We start from the raw sequence: 15,773 nt of genomic DNA, 5'->3' as shown, positions 1-15,773 counted from the left end.
CCGATGTCGGTTGGTCTTGATTATTCTGCCGCGCCTTTGCTCGGCTCTTCCGTCTGCCCGTTGGAGGCAAAGAACTCTTTCGTCACCTTGAAGACGACCGGGCTCAGCAGGGCGAGGGCGATCAGGTTCGGGATCGCCATCATCGCGTTCAGCGTATCCGCCAGCAGCCAGATGAAGCCCAGATCCGCCGTGGCCCCGAAGTAGATCGCGACGATCCACAGCACACGGTAGCCGATCAGCACCTTGGCACCCAGAAGATAGCCGACGCATTTCTCGCCATAGTAGGACCAGCCCAGAATGGTGGTAAAGGCAAAGATCGACAGCGCGATGGCAATCACATAGCCGCCAAAGCCGGGCAGGGAGGTTTCAAAGGCCAGCGAGGTCAGCGCTGCACCGCTTTCGCCCGAGGTCCAAGCGCCGGAGGCGATGATGGCCAGACCGGTGATGGAACAGACGATGATGGTGTCGATGAAGGTGCCCAGCATGGCGATCAGGCCCTGATTTACCGGACCCTTGGTTTCAGCTGCGGCATGGGCGATCGGGGCGGAGCCAAGACCGGCTTCGTTCGAGAACACGCCACGGGCCACACCAAAGCGGATTGCGGCCCAGACAGCGGCCCCGGCAAAGCCGCCTTCAGCGGCCGAGGGGGTGAACGCATAGGTGAAGACAAGACCCAAGGCATGGCCCAGCTGATCGGCGTTGATGATCAGAACCAGCAGGCCGATGGTGACATAGCTGACAGCCATGAAGGGAACCAGTTTCCCGGCCACCGCACCGATGCGGGTGATGCCGCCAAGGATCACGGCGCCGGTCAGCGCCATCAGCACGATACCGGTGATGGAGGGGTTGAAGCCGAAGTTGGTTTCCAGCACCTGTGCCACACCATTGGCCTGGACACCATTGCCGATGCCGAAGGCGGCGATAGCCCCGAACAGCGCAAAGGCAAAGCCGAGCCAGGCCCAGTTCGCGCCAAGACCGTTCTTGATGTAATACATCGGGCCGCCGACATAATTGCCCTGGCTGTCCTGTTCGCGGTATTTTACCGCCAGCACGGCTTCGGAATATTTGGTGGCCATGCCGACCAGTGCGGTCATCCACATCCAGAACAGCGCGCCGGGGCCGCCGAGGAACACGGCGGTGGCAACGCCGGCGATATTGCCGGTGCCGATGGTGGCCGACAGCGCGGTCATCAGCGCGTTAAACGGGGTGATCTGGCCCTCGCCATCTCCGGCCTCGCGGCCCTTGAACAGCAGGGCAAAGCCGGTGCCGATGCGCAGGATGGGCATCAGCTTCAGCCCGATCTGCAAGAACAGGCCAACGCCGAGAATGAGGACCAGCATCAGCGGTCCCCAGACGATCCCGTTGATATAGCCCACAATCGAATTCAAAACTTCCATAATTTTCCTCCCTTTGGGTGGTGGTCCTTGGCCTATGAGTGCCTGTCCCGGCCTTTGCTGCGGTTCGCGACCGATGACAAGTCGATTTCCCGGTCCTGCCCCTCCTGCCGCGACCCACCAGTCGCGGGGCAATCCCGGTCCGAGGGGTGGTCCGTTAGCCGGCACCCCCCGCAAGGCTGTCGCCAAGCTGCCTGTTGCGGGCTTCCTTGAGCGCCGCAAAATCCTCATCCGCGTGAAAGGAAGAGCGGGTCAGAGGTGTCGCCGAGACACCAAGGAACCCTTTGCTTCGGGCCATGCGTTCGATCTGCTCAAACTCCTCCGGGGTGACGAAGCGATCAATCGGATGGTGTTTCGGGGTGGGCTGAAGATACTGTCCCACGGTCAGGAAATCGACGTCCGCAGCGCGCAGATCATCCATCACCTGACGCAGGTCTTCCAGGGTTTCTCCCATGCCGACCATCAGGCCGGATTTGGTAAAAACCTGTGGATTGGCGCGTTTGGCGTCATCCAGCAGCCGCAGCGAGCTGTAATACCGCGCACCGGGGCGGACACGGGGGTAGAGATGTGGGACGGTTTCCAGATTGTGGTTGAACACATCCGGGGCCGCGTCAAAGACGATCTTTGCGGCATCACCCTTGCCCAGAAAATCCGGGGTCAGCACCTCAATCGTGGTGCCGGGGGTCTGGTGGCGCACGGCGCGGATGGTCTGGGCGATATGCGCCGCGCCGCCGTCCTCCAGATCATCGCGATCAACGCTGGTGATCACGACATGGCGCAGTGCCAGTTTCTTCACCGCCTGTGCCACCCGACCGGGCTCAAAGGCGTCCAGCGCATCGGGGCGACCGGTCGAGACATTGCAGAAAGAACAGCCGCGGGTGCAGATCTCGCCCATGATCATCATGGTGGCATGACGTTTGGACCAGCATTCGCCGATATTGGGGCAGGCGGCCTCTTCGCAGACGGTGGTCAGATTGTGATCCCGCATCAGGCGGCGGGTCTCGAAATACTCCGCGCTCTCGATTTTCTTGCGGCGGATCCACTTCGGTTTGCGCGGGATCTCGCTATCGGCCTTTTTCGATTTTTCCGGGTGGCGGAGCCGCGGCATGGGGACGTTCATCCTACGGCCTCCTTACGCTTGCCGACAAAGGCACCTTCGGGACCGGTCTTGGCGATAGCAGGCATCGAGGTTGAAAAGCGTTTGTCCACCGCGACATAGCCCGCAGGGCCGTCACCGATAACGATCCGATCATAAAGGCTCATCTCTGCCCCTCACTATTGTCTGTCAGGGGAAAAAAGCCCCTAACTCTCCCGTGTGTTTCCTTTAAGAAACTTTTCCACGATAAGCAACGATTGCTTTTACATAGAAACTTTGACCTATCACCGGGGGAAGGGTAAACATTGGGAAACTCAGGAGATTGCACGCCCATGGAACCCATCAACGCGGAAGACGGCGCCCCCGCGACGGAGTTTGCCGAGGCTCCCGATGGTGATGCGCTGGGGAAAATGATTCGCGAATCCCGCAAGGAGAAGGGGCTGACGCTGGAGGAAGCGGCGCGGGCCGCGAACATCGGCCGCTCCACCCTGTCGAAGATCGAGAACAACCAGACCCGCCCCAGTTTCGAGATCATCCGCCGCCTGATGCAGACGCTGGATTTGCAGACGCCGCAGCTGTTTGTGCAATCCGCCAAGAGCGATATCTCCGGGCGGCGCGACTACACCCGCAAGGGCGCGGGAGAGCATCAGGAAACCCAGACCTACGACCACGAACTGGTGTGCACCGAGCTGACCAGCAAGCGGATGCTGCCCTATATCAGCCGCATCAAGGCGCGTGACGTGTCGGAGTTCGAAAGCTGGATTCGCCACAGTGGCGAGGAGTTCATGTTCGTGATCAGCGGTGAACTGGTTCTTTACACCGAACATTACCGCCCGCTGCCGATGAAGGCCGGCGATACCGTCTATTACGACAGCGGCATGGGCCATTGCTGCGTTTCGACCAGTGAAGAGGACGCGCAGGTGCTCTGGGTCTCGCTGAACTGATCTGAACTCAGCGGCGCCCCCGGCGATATGCAATCTGCGCCGCCCGGATATTGGCCGGGGCGGCGCAGATCGGTGTTCCATGGCTTGGGGTGATCCGCCTATTCGGCAGCAATCTCCAGCGCCGCGCAGTTGGCCGTGCTCTCGTCGGCTTCCATGCGTGACCAGTTAAGATCGCCCTCGTAGCGCCAGACCAGATGCCCCTGATCGTCCATCGCCATCAGATGAAGCCAGCCATTGTCGAACAGGGCGCGCACCTGTGGGTGGCGGTTCAGGATCTGCGTCATGGCATCGCGCGGCGCCTCGATCACCACGGTCAGCCGCAGCGGGTCATGTTGCAGCGCCTCGCCATCATGCACCGATTGCCAGGGCAGACCGGGTTTCAGCGCGCCGCCATTGCCTTCCAGCACACCGATGCCACCGGCGACGTTGTGCAACAGTTTGTTGCCGCCACCGAACAGGGCGGGGGCCACGCTGGAGCCGTAGTATTGCAGGCTGATCCAGCTTGCGACCACCACCGGCGCGGTCATGATCAGCTCCAGCACGCCAAAGCCCTCATCCGCCCGCCAGTCATAGCTGTGCAGGAAGGATTGCCCGTCAAGCGCCCGGCCCTCGGTCCGCTGACGCGGGGCGGCGATAAAGGCGCGGCAACCGGCCAGCCCCCATTCCGGGCGCAGTTCCGCCCAGTCGGAGGAGCGGCGCAGGATGTCTGCACCAGCGCTTGCGCGGGGCAGCCGTACCGCCCGTTCGCTGCGGGCCAGAGCGCCTGCGGCCTCGATCCAGCGACGGATATTCGCCAGCTCGCGGGCAAAACGGGTGGCAGCACCAGCGGGCAGATCCTGTTCGTAGAGCGTGACCTGATCGGTGGTGGTGTGATGCAGCGCGGGCAGGAAAACGGTGTCCTCGGGGATGCTGATCCCTGCCTCGCGCAGTCCGCCGCGTACCGCCCGGTCATTCAGCAGTCCGGCCAGCAACCGGGCATTCACGTCACCCGCATGGCCACCGCAGGCGCCACAGTGCAGAGCACTTGCATGGGGGTTGTTGGTCACATCCGCGCCATGGCCTGCCAGCATCACAACCGGGGCAAAGCCACCGGTCAGCGACATCGCCGACAGGATGGTCCGGGCCATCGCAACCCGGTGGTCCAGATCCACCGAAGCATCAAGCACCGGCGCCGGATCCGTGGCCAGACGACTGCTGGCACCAAAGGCATCGCGCAGCAGCTTGCCCGCATAGACCGGGCCTGTGGCCTCGACAAAGGCAAAGGAGGAGACCGCCGCCAGTTTGAACCGGCCCCAGGCGCGCCGCGCCCGCGCTGCATAGCGCCGGGCAAGGTCAAGCTCCGCCGGTTCCGCCGCCCGCGACTGGACGCCCGCGCTCAGCAGCACCGGGCCGCGCCCTTCGGTAACGTCGGAGCCCGCTGCATTATGCGCCGCGGCCAGCCCGAAGAAGCCCGCAAACCCAAGTGTCTGCACGCCGCTGTCCTGTGCTTCCAGCGCGCGGCGGAACACTTCGGACCGTACATCAATACAGAAGGCGGCCTGCAATAGGGGGCGGTCGGTGGCCTTTGCCTGTGCCGCTGGCTCCGGGGTCGCGACGGTCAGCCTGCCCGCCAGTTGCCGCTGCGCCGCCCGTTCGCCTGCCTCTTGCAGAATGGCGTCGATCACCTGATTGCGGCTTGGGGTGATCGGGGTTTCGTGGCTTTCGACGACCTCCTGCCAGCGGGCCGCGATCTGGTCGCGATACTGGTGGAACAGCGCCTCGTCAAACACCATGCGGATCGCCAACAGCTCAACCGTGGTGGTGTCGCTCTTGCCCTCCAGCTCGGCCTGCCACGACAGGTAGCGGCCATATTGCGCCCAGCCTTGCAGTGTCATCAGCCAGCGGTGAAACCCGGTCTCGGCGGCCGCAGAGCTGACGCCCAGCGTTTCGGAGGCCCGTCCGATGGCGCGCCAATGTGACCGGTTGGTAGCGGCGACAAACCCGCCAAACCCGTGCAGCCCGTGGATTTCCGGCGTCAGATCGCGGCTGGCAAACTGACGCCAGGCCGCATAGGTGCCGCCGGTCCGGTCCGGCTGCCACAGCGCCTGCCCCTGATCGAAATGGCTGGCGGCAAAGGCGCCGATGCGTTCCTCGATCAGGCCGGGCCAGTCGACGCCGGACAGCTCCTGCGCCAGCTCCGCCACCGTCGGCAGCGCGCTTGGGTCATCGTTGGTGTCCGTGGCGCCCAGTGCCGCATGGAGATCGGCCATCTGCACATCGCTGAAGCGGGTGCCGACCCGCGCCAATGCGGCCCGCAGATCGCTGTCGGTGAGGTCTCCGGCGGCCCGTTTCGCCGCCCAATGGCTGCGGTCCGGGGTCACCCGTGTGCCCGCAACCCGCGCCAGCCGCGCCGAGGTCACCGCCAGCGGCTCTTCGCTCTGACCGAGGAAGGGGTTCACCGCAACGCTGGAGGTGAGCGGGAACAGCGGCGGGATCGCGCGGGCGGCCCGATTGGCGCAGGTGACCAGCTCCAACAGGGCGGCGGGGTAGGTTTCGTGCTTCATCAACATGGGTCGATCTCCCGGTTTCAGGATGTGGTCCGCTTTGACCAGCCGCCCAGCAGCCGATCAAAAATCGCATTTGCATAAAGCCCGTTGGACAGATGGACCCGCAGCCCCGCTGCCGCCGGGTGCATCGCCCAGAGCGGGAAGGTCGCCTGCGCCACGGCCACCGCGCCAAAGCTGACCAGCGCCAGCAGGATCAGCGCCCATTCCAGCGGGCCGGGAGCAGGGGTGGCAGGCAGGGTGCCGGCGGTCAGCTTCAGCGCCGCCAGTTGCAGCAGGAAATAGCTGACAGAGGTGGCCGCCGCATAGATCACCGTGCGCCGGGTCAGCGCACCGGGGGCGGCATCGGCCAGCCCCTGCGCCAGAATATAGGCCACGCCAAAGATCAGGATCACCCCCAGCGCAATTGCCTGCACCGATTTGCCGTCAAAGCCAAAGACCGCTCCAACCAGCGCATAGATCACGATGCCGATGCCAAAGGCCTGCATCACATTACGCGCGCTTGGCACCGCGACGGGACCGGGGCGCCGGATCGCGGCGACATTGGCCACCGCCTCGCCAGCGCTGAGAAAGGCGTGCGCCTTGTAGAGCGAATGCGCCACGATATGCAGCAGCGCCAGCGGGAACAGCGCCAGACCACATTGCATGATCATAAAGGCCATCTGCGCGATGGTGGACCAGGCCAGCGAGGTCTTCACGGCCGGCTGCGTCAGCATCACCAGCCCGCCGAACAGCGCGGTAAACCCGCCCAGCATCACCAGCACCGCCATCACCGCAGGCGCGGCCAGCATCACATCGGCAAAACGGATCAGCAGGAAGCCGCCCGCATTGATGACGCCTGCATGAAGCAGGGCGGAGACCGGCGTCGGCGCTTCCATGACCTCGGTCAGCCAGCCATGGGCCGGAAACTGCGCCGAGGCGAGCACCGCCGCCAGCGCGATCAGCCCGGCGGCGGCAAGGGTCAGCAGATCGGGGCTGGCAGCGGCAAGAATGCTGGCGATATCGCTGGTACCATAGGCGGCAATCAGCAGCGCGACAGCGAGGCCGAGTGACATTTCGCTGGCCCGGGCCACCAGCGCCTTTTTCCGCGCGGCCCGCTGCGCCGTTGTGCGCTCGCGATAAAACAGCAGCAGCTGATGCAGGCACAGGCTGGTGGCGGTCCAGGCCAGAAGCAGCTGCACCAGATTGCCCGACATCACCAGCAGCAAAACCGCGGCCAGCGTGGCGCTCATCCAGCCGGTAAAGGCGCCCTGACGGCCCTCGCCGTCCATATAGGTGGCGCTGTAGCGCAGCACGATCCAGCCGATGAAACTGACCAGACACAGCATCACGGCGCTGACCACATCCAGCCGCACCGACAGCCCAACTCCAAAAAGGCCAAGCAAGGGCGAGCTGCCCGGACCGTTCAGGCCCAGCAGCACCGCAGACAGCGCCGAGATGGCAAATGCCGCCAGCGCGGCATATTCCGCCAGACGCGGCAGATGACCCGGCCGCAGACCCGGTGTCCGGCGCGCCCGCAGTGCGACGGCCAGCAGCAGCATCGGGGCCAAGAGCGGCAAAAACAGATAGAACATGAAAGGCTCCCGTATTCACATGCAGCAGGGGACGCTGCGTCAACGAGACAGGTAGCGCGGATCTTTGATTAATAAAAATTCATTGTTATGGCCTTATCGTTCTATTAATAAGAATGAATGCCCCTGAACTATCATCATCTGCGCTATTTCTGGGCCGTCGCCCATGACGGCAATCTGACCCGCACCGCGCAGCGGCTGAATCTGTCGCAATCGGCGCTTTCTGTGCAGATCAAACAGCTGGAGGAGCGGCTGGGCCATCCGCTGTTCGACCGGCGCGGACGGCAGCTGCATCTGACCGAGGCGGGGCGTATCGCGCTGGATCATGCCGATGCGATCTTTGCCACCGGGCAGGAGCTGATCGCCACGCTGGAAGGCAGCGAGCGCAGCCGTCAGGCGCTGCGGGTGGGTGCGCTGGCCACACTGTCGCGGAACTTTCAGATCGGGTTCCTGCGGCCCATGCTGGCGCGAAGTGATGTCGAGGTGATCCTGCGCTCCGGCAGCCCAACCGAGTTGCTGGAGGGGCTGGCAACGCTGAACCTCGATCTGGTTCTGATGAACCGCGAACCTCCCGACGACAGCCTGACCCCCTATGAAACCCATCAGATCGGGGATCAGGCGGTGAGCATCGTCGGCACCCCGGCGCGGCTGGATCCACGCCTGCCGATCCGCGAATTGCTGACCACCCATCCCTTTGTGCTGCCGACCACCGACAATACGGTGCGGACCGCCTTTGATGCCATGGCCAGTCGCCTGTCGGTGGTGCCGCAGGTGGCTGCCGAGGTCGACGACATGGCGATGATGCGGCTGCTGGCCCGCGAGGATATCGGCCTGGCGCTGGTGGCCCCGATCGTGGTGCAGGATGAGCTGTCCTCGGGGCGGCTGCTGGAGGCCGAGGAGCACCCCCGCATTCGCGAGACCTTCTATGCGGTCACCCTGCGGCGCCGTTTTCCAAATCCGCTGGTTCAGGAGGTGCTGGCAGGCAGCGCCTCGGTGCTGAACGGCTGACCTTCCGGCCCGCTGCCCGGCAGAGCTGGCATGAAGCCACCAGCGCCTGGCTCGTCCCGGCACTGCGGCGCCGCCCCGGTTCGTGATCCTTTGGGTCGGACCCAGCGCTGTCCCCTATCGCAAAAAAGTCATCGCCCCGCACGATTGGCATATTGGATGCAAGAACTCTTTAATAAGCTTGCCACATAATTTGGCCATTACCGATTGATTAACCTAGATATCCTATAGGTTGAGCAAGGCGACTGATCATACCTTTGGATTGTAAGCTTTAATCTCAGAGCACTCAGATGATTGATACCCAGTATTTCGTTTTTGATTCCGCCGTCGACCACTGTCAGACCCTGCATATCGATCTGCCGGATGACGCAACCGTCATCTACCTGACCCGCAACGGGTCCGGCCTGCGTCAGATCGCAGAGGCCCTCAGCGCAGTGCGCGGTCTGTCGGCGCTGCATATCATGTCCCACGGCGAAGACGGCGCGCTGCTAATCGGTGACGAAACCGTGACCGAGGCCACGCTCGCCCGGTACCCTGAGGTGATGGAGGCCCTGCGCCGGGCGCTGCATCCCGGTGGTGACATCCTGCTTTATGGCTGCGAGGTGGCGGCAACTGCCAAAGGCGAAGCCTTCGTTGCTGCCCTGGCCGAGGCGACCGGCGCGAATGTTGCCGCATCGCGGACACTGACCGGCGCTGCCGAGCTGGGCGGCGACTGGGATCTGGAGATGCAGATCGGCGCGATCTCAACCCCGATCGGGATTTCGGCAGTGGCGCAGGCGGCCTATCCGGCAGTTCTGTCCACTGTATTGAACTACGGCAACTATACAAATGGCGGCAACAACAAGGACGCCTGGGCCGATGGCAGCGACGGGATCGCGGATTTCCCCGGGCTGACGCTGACGCTTGATTTTGGTGACGGCAGCGAGGGTTCAAGCACCTTCACCAATCTGAACATGCGCGGCGCGCAGAACCTGGCGGTGGGCGCTGTCGAGGGCGGGACCATCGGCGCAATGGACGGTGCCTTCTACAACGATGACAGCAATGGATTTCAGCTGGCCGGTGATGGCGATTTCAGTTTCGAGGGGTTTCGGGTGCTCGGCCGGGCGCAGAGCATCACCTCACAGACTTTCACCATCCGTGGCTTTGACAGCAGCGGGACAGAAATCGTCTCAGATACGCTGACCTGGGCTGCGGCCGGTTCCAATGCACTGGTGTCATACAGCATCGGCAGCGGCGACTGGGACGCGGATGCAGCCTGGGGATCGGTGCGACGCATTGCGGTCGATTACACCAATGAACCCAGTTTCCAGGAATTCGCGGTCCTGACCATGACCGTCGACACGGCCGTGGTTTCAGCCAATAACGCCCCGCTGCTGGGCGGGACACCGCCAGATGACACTGCGACAGAGGATGTTGCGACGGCGATTGACCTGTCGGCCTACAATATATCTGACGCCGACGGCGATACCATAACCCTGACCCTGGCCGTGGATCGCGGCACCATCGCCACCACCGATGGCAACGGAACAACCGCCGGTGTGACCGTGGCAAATTCCGGCACCGGGTCGATGACGTTGCAGGGGTCGGCCGCTGATCTCAATACCTATCTGAACGACACGTCAACACTTCGCTACACCACCGCCAGCAATGACACCACTACTGCGGTTCTGACCGTCACCCCCAACGACGGCACCACAAATGGCAGCGCCGATACGGTCAGTATCACCATTTCGGCGGTGAATGACGCGCCGGTGCTCGACGCCGCGGCGTCGCCCGTGCTCAGCACCATTGCCGAGGACGCAGGCGATGACGATGGCTCCTCCGCTGATGGCGACGACGACGCCAGCAACAACGCCAATAACACAGGTGACAGCGTTGCCAGCATCATGTCCGATGGCAGCGTGACCGATGTCGATGGCAGCCCGGTCGAAGCGATTGCGGTGACTGCGGTCGATAACACCAACGGGATCTGGCAATATTCCCTCGACAACGGAACCAGCTGGACGAATTTCACCGCCACCACCGGCACATCGGTCGATCTAACAAGCGCTGCGCGCCTGCTGGACGGGTCGCTGGCGGGGGCGGCTACCCATCTGATCCGCTTTGTGGCAGATGCGGATTATTCCGGCACCGCCACCATCACCATCCGCGCCTGGGATCGCTCCACCGGCTCTGCCGGCGGCGTCGCGGACGCCAGCGTGACCGGCGGTACAAGCGCGTTTTCCGCCATCAGCGACACCGCCAGTATTACTGTCACCAGCGTCAACGATGCCCCGGTCTTTGCCGGTCTGGATGCTACGCCGACCTTTGTCGAAGGCGGCAGCGCCGTGGTTCTGGACAGCACCGCCACCATTGCCGACACCGAACTGGCCAACCTGAATGGTGGCAATGGCGATTTCGGCGGTGCCTCGCTGACCATCGCCCGCAACGGCGGCACCGATCTCGAGGATGATTTCGGCTTTGATATGACCGGGGCTCTGTTCACGGTCAGCGGCAATATGCTGCAAAGCGGCGGGCAGAGCTTTGCGACATTTGCCGAGGTGGGCGGTACGCTGACGATCAGTTTCACCTCCCTCGCCACCCCGGCGACAACCGCTCTGGTGACCGACGTGTTGCAGCGGGTGACCTACAGCAACACCAGCAATGACCCGGATGCCTCGGTCCAGTTGGACTGGACCTTCTCGGACGGCAATGTGGGCAGCCAGGGCAGCGGCGGGATCGCCTCCGCTACCGGCGCGGTCACGGTGAGCAATACCGGCGTCAACGACGAACCAACGCTGACTGCTACCGGCGGCAACCCAACCCATGTTGAGGGCGGCGCGGCGGTTGACCTGTTCAACAGCGTTACCTCCGGCACGGTTGAAACCGGACAGACGATCACGGGCCTGACCCTGACCATCACCAATATCGCCGACGGCGCGGATGAAATACTGGCGTTTGACGGCACCGACGTGGCCCTGACAAATGGCGCCGCTCTTGTCAGTGCCGCCAACTCCCTGTCGGTGAGCGTCTCCGTAACCGGCAGCACCGCCACCATCACCGCCACCGGGGGTACCCTCAGCCCTGCGGCGCTTCAAACACTCGTAGATGGTATAACCTACCGGAATACATCAGATAATCCCACAACAACCGCCAATCGCGTGGTCACCGTGACCGAGCTTGTCGATAGCGGCGGCACGGCAAACAGCGGCGATGACACCGCCGCCCTGGCCGTGACAAGCACGGTCACGATCACCGCCGTCAACGACGCTCCCGTGCTGGCAAATCTGACGGGGGATCAGGGCGTCCTGACACCTGGCGCATCTGCGCTGATCGATGCTGGCGCCGACGCCACTCTCGCCAATGCAGATTCGCCCGATTACACCGGCGGCGTCCTGCGGATTGTCGACAAGGACAGCAACAACACCGCAAGCGGCAGCTTTTCCGTCGACGGCACAACGGTGACATCGGGCGGTGACGGGGGCATTGCGACCAATGAAACCATTCAGATTGGTGGCGTGACCATTGGCACCGTCGATGCAACCGAGGACGGGCAGGGCGGCAACACGCTTGCAATCAACCTCACCGCCAATGCGGACGATGCCCGAATCCAGACATTGATCCGCAATCTCGCCTGGGGCGCCTCGGCCGGGACCGGTGCGCAGACCTTCACCCTCAGCCTGGATGACAACGACGGCACGGCCAATGGCGGCGCGCAGTCCACCTCGGTCGATTTTTCGATGATCCTTGGCAACAAACCCGTGGTTGCCAATCTGGCCGGCGATACCGTCGCCTTTGTCGAGAACCTCGGCGCGGTGGCGCTGGATAACGGCGGCAATGTCACGATCAGCGATGCCGATAATAATCTGGGCAGCGGCACACTGAGCCTTGCCTTCCAAAGCGGACAGACCGCCAATGATCGCCTGCTGATCGACACCAGCGGTTCCGTCACACTGTCTGCCGGGCAGACAGCGGCCTCCTCCGTCAGCGTGGGCGGCGTGGTGATCGGCACCTTGGCCAACGGTGCGACCGGTGGCGCCAATGAAACACTAGGCATCAATTTCAACGCCAATGCGACCCCCTCCCGGGTGCAGACGCTGGTCGGCGCGCTCTCCTACGACAACAGCAGCGATGACCCGGCGACCCATGACCGGACGCTGGGTCTCACCATCACCGACGGCACCAGCATCAGCTCCGACACTGCGACGCTGACCGTGACCGTCGCGGCCACGGATGATGCGCCGACGCTGGTCGCAACCGGCAGCAATCCGAATTTTGTGGAAGGCGACCCGGCAGCGGATCTGTTCAACACTGTCAGCGCCGACACCGTCGAGGCGGGGCAGACGCTGACCACTCTCAGTCTGACAGTCACCAATATCGCCGACGGCGCGGCGGAGGTGCTGACGATCGACGGCAGTGTCTTGGCGCTGACGGATGCCAACACGCTGACCACCGCGAGCAACGGCCTGACTGCGACGGTATCCGTCTTGGGCAATACCGCAACCGTCACCCTGACCGGCGGCACGCTGAGCACCGCCGCGGCCGAGACGCTGGTTGACACCATCACCTATCGCAACACATCCGAAACCCCGACCGGGGGCAGCCGTGTTGTCACCATCACCGGCCTGACCGACAGCGGCAGTGCAACCGGCAGCAACGCCAACAGCGCCCCGCTGACGCTGTCGTCGTCGGTAAACGTGATGCCGGTGAACGATGCCCCGGTGATCGGCAATGCCCACTACCATGCGACGAGCCAGGTTGTTGTCGGAACCGGCGCCCAGAGCCTTGGCGGTTTGTCCGCGGTGACGGTGTCCAACCTCGATTCCAGCGATTACAACGGCGGCCAGCTGACAATTTCGCAGAATTCAGGCACCACAAATGGCAATTGGGGCGTTGACGGCACGATTGTCACTGCCGGAGGCGATGCCAGCCTTTCCGCAGGAGAGACTGTTCTGGTCAACGGCGTGACCATTGGCACGGTGGATATCACCAATGACGGGCAGGGCGGTTCGGATCTGACCATCAACTTCAGCACCGCCGATGCGACCAACGCGGCGATCCAGACCCTGATCCGGTCTATCACCTATGAGGCCCCGTCCACGGTCGGCGCGCGGGATTTCACCCTGACGCTGAATGATGCCGATGGCACTGCCAACGGTGGCGATCAGGATAGCAGCGTCAGCTTCCTCCTGAATGCGACCGGCACCCCTCCGGTGATCGGCAATCTCGACGGCGACAGTTTCACCTTTACCGAGGGTGACAGCGCCACAGCTCTTGATGTGGCGGGGGACCTGACTGTCAGCGACGCGGATAGCGCCGATTTTGATACCGGCACGCTGACCGTCTCCTTCGAGAGCGGGATGCAGGCCGAGGATCGGCTCCTCATCGATGTCAGCGGCACCGTGTCGCTCTCTGCCGGTCAGGCCAACGGCTCGGTGGTCTCCGTCGGCGGTGTGCCCGTCGGAACCATCGTGGCAACCGGCACCGGCGGCGCGGGTGAAGATCTGGTCATTACCCTCACCTCGGGTGCAACACCCGCGACGATCCAGACCCTGCTGCGGGCCCTTCAATATGACAGCGCCGCAGCCGGCGCGCCAACCGACGGCAACCGTCAGATCGGCGTGCAGATTGCTGGCGGTACCGACAATGCCTTGTCAGATATGGCCGTAGTCACGATCAACGTTAACCCGGCGCCAGCGCCGGGAGGCGGATCAACAGGCGGCAGGCCGCTGGATATGTCGGCTGGCGACGACGATGACTCCATCGGCGGCACCAACTTCAATGACACCATCAACGGCGGCGGCGGCAATGATCGCATCACCGGCAACCGGGGCGAGGACCTTCTGAGCGGCGGCAGCGGTGTGGACACGCTGCGCGGAGGCGACGGGGACGACCAGCTCTTCCTAGGGTCCGGAAACGACCGGGGGGTCGCCGGCGACGGCAATGACCGTTTGAACGGCGGCAGCGGCAATGACTTCATGCACGGTGGCACGGGTGAGGATACGCTGCGGGGGGGCGTTGGAGACGATACTGTTTATGGCGGCCTCGGGAACGACACGATCGGAGCGGGACGTGGCGATGATATCGTCTTTGCTGGCGGCGGCGCCGACCGCGTGAACGGCGGGGGCGGCAGCGACCAGATCGCAATGGGCTCCCAGGACGACCGCGCCTTTGGCGGCAGCGGCAATGACAGCCTTGCTGGCGGCGAGGGTCGGGACACGCTGAACGGCGGTATGGGCGACGATCTGCTGCGCGGCGGTGTCGGCAGTGACGTCTTTATCTTTGTCAGCGGTCGCGGCAATGATCGTATCGCCGATTTCGACGCGCAGGAGGACCAGTTGACCCTGCGCGAATTTGGTTTCGCCAGCCGGGACCAGGCGCTGTCTTTCGGGGCGCAATCGGGGGATGATTTCGTCTTTACCTTTGCCGATGGCAGCACCCTGACCCTGATAGATGTCACGCGGGCCGAACTGGAAACCGCCGACCTCCTGTTCTGAGCAACCGGACCGCCCTGCCGCCGCCAGACCGGCGGACCACCGCATCAGGCGGCGCCGCTTCGGCCGTCAGCGGCGCCTGCCGCTTTCGCGCTCCGTGCTACAGGTCCGTGCTAGAGGCCGGTTGATTTTACGGGAGTATTTCCCAAACGGTGGCAATAGGGCTATGACAGCTGGGCAGCGCTCGTATCGGAGTGCTGGCTGAAATTGCCGACAGTAGCGGGTTGCCAAAAGGCGCACCCGTTATCACGCGCCATCTGATCGAGGGCACCGACACGGCCTTTGAGCTTGTGCTGACGGCGAACGCGACAGGAAGACAATTCGGGAGATGCTGGGACTATGACGACGGATCGCAGGACGCGCCTCAGACTGGGGATGGTCGGGGGCGGGCAGGGTGCTTTTATCGGTGCGGTGCACCGGATTGCTGCCCGGATGGACGACCGGTTTGAGCTGGTTGCCGGCGCGCTATCATCAGACCCGGAACGCGCGATGGCCAGCGCCGCAGAGCTGGGGATCGCCGCGGATCGCAGCTACGCCAGCTATGACGAGATGGCCCGCGCCGAGGCCGGGCGCGACGATGGCATCGATGCGGTTGCCATTGTGACACCCAACCATCTGCACGCAGGCCCCAGCATCGCCTTTCTCAACGCGGGCATTCATGTGATCTGCGACAAACCGCTGGCCGCCAGCGCAGCCGAGGCCGAGGCGATCAGACAGGCGGCGGAGGCCAGCAGCGCCCGGTTTTTT

At 63.6% G+C, this 15,773-nt stretch carries 9 protein-coding genes; 4 read left to right on the top strand and 5 right to left on the bottom strand.

Going from position 1 to position 15,773, the window contains the following annotated elements:
• Positions 1-20: 20 nt before the first annotated feature.
• The 3 genes from VWZ87_RS01675 to VWZ87_RS01665 form a co-directional block, all read right to left on the bottom strand.
• Entirely contained in the window at positions 21-1,397 is a 1,377-nt protein-coding gene (locus VWZ87_RS01675) for an alanine/glycine:cation symporter family protein (RefSeq protein WP_340547748.1), read from the bottom strand.
• A 154-nt stretch (positions 1,398-1,551) separates the two neighbouring features.
• Entirely contained in the window at positions 1,552-2,514 is a 963-nt protein-coding gene (gene lipA / locus VWZ87_RS01670; protein WP_416535337.1) for a lipoyl synthase, read from the bottom strand.
• Positions 2,511-2,657: a hypothetical protein gene (locus VWZ87_RS01665; protein ID WP_340547809.1), complete on the bottom strand. Its 147-nt coding sequence runs from the start codon at positions 2,655-2,657 to the stop codon at positions 2,511-2,513. Before VWZ87_RS01665 ends, lipA begins: the two co-directional genes overlap by 4 nt.
• Positions 2,658-2,822: 165 nt before the next feature.
• On the opposite strand from VWZ87_RS01665, the gene VWZ87_RS01660 reads away from it, so the two are divergent.
• Positions 2,823-3,434, top strand: a complete 612-nt coding sequence (locus VWZ87_RS01660; protein WP_416535336.1) for a helix-turn-helix domain-containing protein — start codon at positions 2,823-2,825, stop codon at positions 3,432-3,434.
• A 98-nt stretch (positions 3,435-3,532) separates the two neighbouring features.
• Here VWZ87_RS01660 and VWZ87_RS01655 read toward each other — a convergent pair whose 3' ends face one another.
• Both VWZ87_RS01655 and VWZ87_RS01650 read right to left on the bottom strand, forming a co-directional pair.
• Complete coding sequence (locus tag VWZ87_RS01655) at positions 3,533-5,983, bottom strand: YbcC family protein (protein ID WP_416535335.1); 2,451 nt, start codon at positions 5,981-5,983, stop codon at positions 3,533-3,535.
• A 17-nt stretch (positions 5,984-6,000) separates the two neighbouring features.
• The gene (locus VWZ87_RS01650) at positions 6,001-7,551 is read right to left on the bottom strand and encodes a proton-conducting transporter membrane subunit (protein WP_416535334.1); all 1,551 of its coding nucleotides are present in this window, start codon (positions 7,549-7,551) and stop codon (positions 6,001-6,003) included.
• Positions 7,552-7,668: 117 nt separating this feature from the next.
• On the opposite strand from VWZ87_RS01650, the gene VWZ87_RS01645 reads away from it, so the two are divergent.
• The 3 genes from VWZ87_RS01645 to VWZ87_RS01635 all read left to right on the top strand — a co-directional run.
• Positions 7,669-8,556 carry a LysR family transcriptional regulator gene (locus tag VWZ87_RS01645; protein WP_340547805.1) on the top strand — a complete coding sequence of 296 codons (888 nt, stop codon included), beginning with the start codon at positions 7,669-7,671 and terminating at the stop codon, positions 8,554-8,556.
• Positions 8,557-8,843: 287 nt separating this feature from the next.
• Positions 8,844-15,029, top strand: coding sequence for a DUF4347 domain-containing protein (locus tag VWZ87_RS01640; RefSeq protein ID WP_416535333.1), 6,186 nt, complete (start codon positions 8,844-8,846; stop codon positions 15,027-15,029).
• A 336-nt stretch (positions 15,030-15,365) separates the two neighbouring features.
• A partial coding sequence (locus tag VWZ87_RS01635) for a Gfo/Idh/MocA family protein (protein ID WP_416539356.1) occupies positions 15,366-15,773 on the top strand: 408 nt, incomplete at its 3' end.

Origin of the sequence: Phaeobacter sp. JH20_37 (assembly GCF_048056015.1) — a bacterium.
Lineage (GTDB): Bacteria > Pseudomonadota > Alphaproteobacteria > Rhodobacterales > Rhodobacteraceae > Phaeobacter > Phaeobacter bryozoorum.
The sequence above is the reverse complement of the archived record's forward strand: the minus strand, read 5'-3'. Positions and strand labels throughout refer to the sequence as shown.

Bases quoted from the DNA above. Each gene is read 5' to 3' on its own strand.
- VWZ87_RS01665 (WP_340547809.1), bottom strand. From the start codon at position 2,657: ATGAGCCTTTATGATCGGATCGTTATCGGTGACGGCCCTGCGGGCTAT.
- VWZ87_RS01650 (WP_416535334.1), bottom strand. From the start codon at position 7,551: ATGTTCTATCTGTTTTTGCCGCTCTTGGCCCCGATGCTGCTGCTGGCC.
- lipA (WP_416535337.1), bottom strand. From the start codon at position 2,514: ATGAACGTCCCCATGCCGCGGCTCCGCCACCCGGAAAAATCGAAAAAG.
- VWZ87_RS01645 (WP_340547805.1), top strand. From the start codon at position 7,669: ATGCCCCTGAACTATCATCATCTGCGCTATTTCTGGGCCGTCGCCCAT.
- VWZ87_RS01660 (WP_416535336.1), top strand. From the start codon at position 2,823: ATGGAACCCATCAACGCGGAAGACGGCGCCCCCGCGACGGAGTTTGCC.
- VWZ87_RS01640 (WP_416535333.1), top strand. From the start codon at position 8,844: ATGATTGATACCCAGTATTTCGTTTTTGATTCCGCCGTCGACCACTGT.
- VWZ87_RS01675 (WP_340547748.1), bottom strand. From the start codon at position 1,397: ATGGAAGTTTTGAATTCGATTGTGGGCTATATCAACGGGATCGTCTGG.
- VWZ87_RS01655 (WP_416535335.1), bottom strand. From the start codon at position 5,983: ATGTTGATGAAGCACGAAACCTACCCCGCCGCCCTGTTGGAGCTGGTC.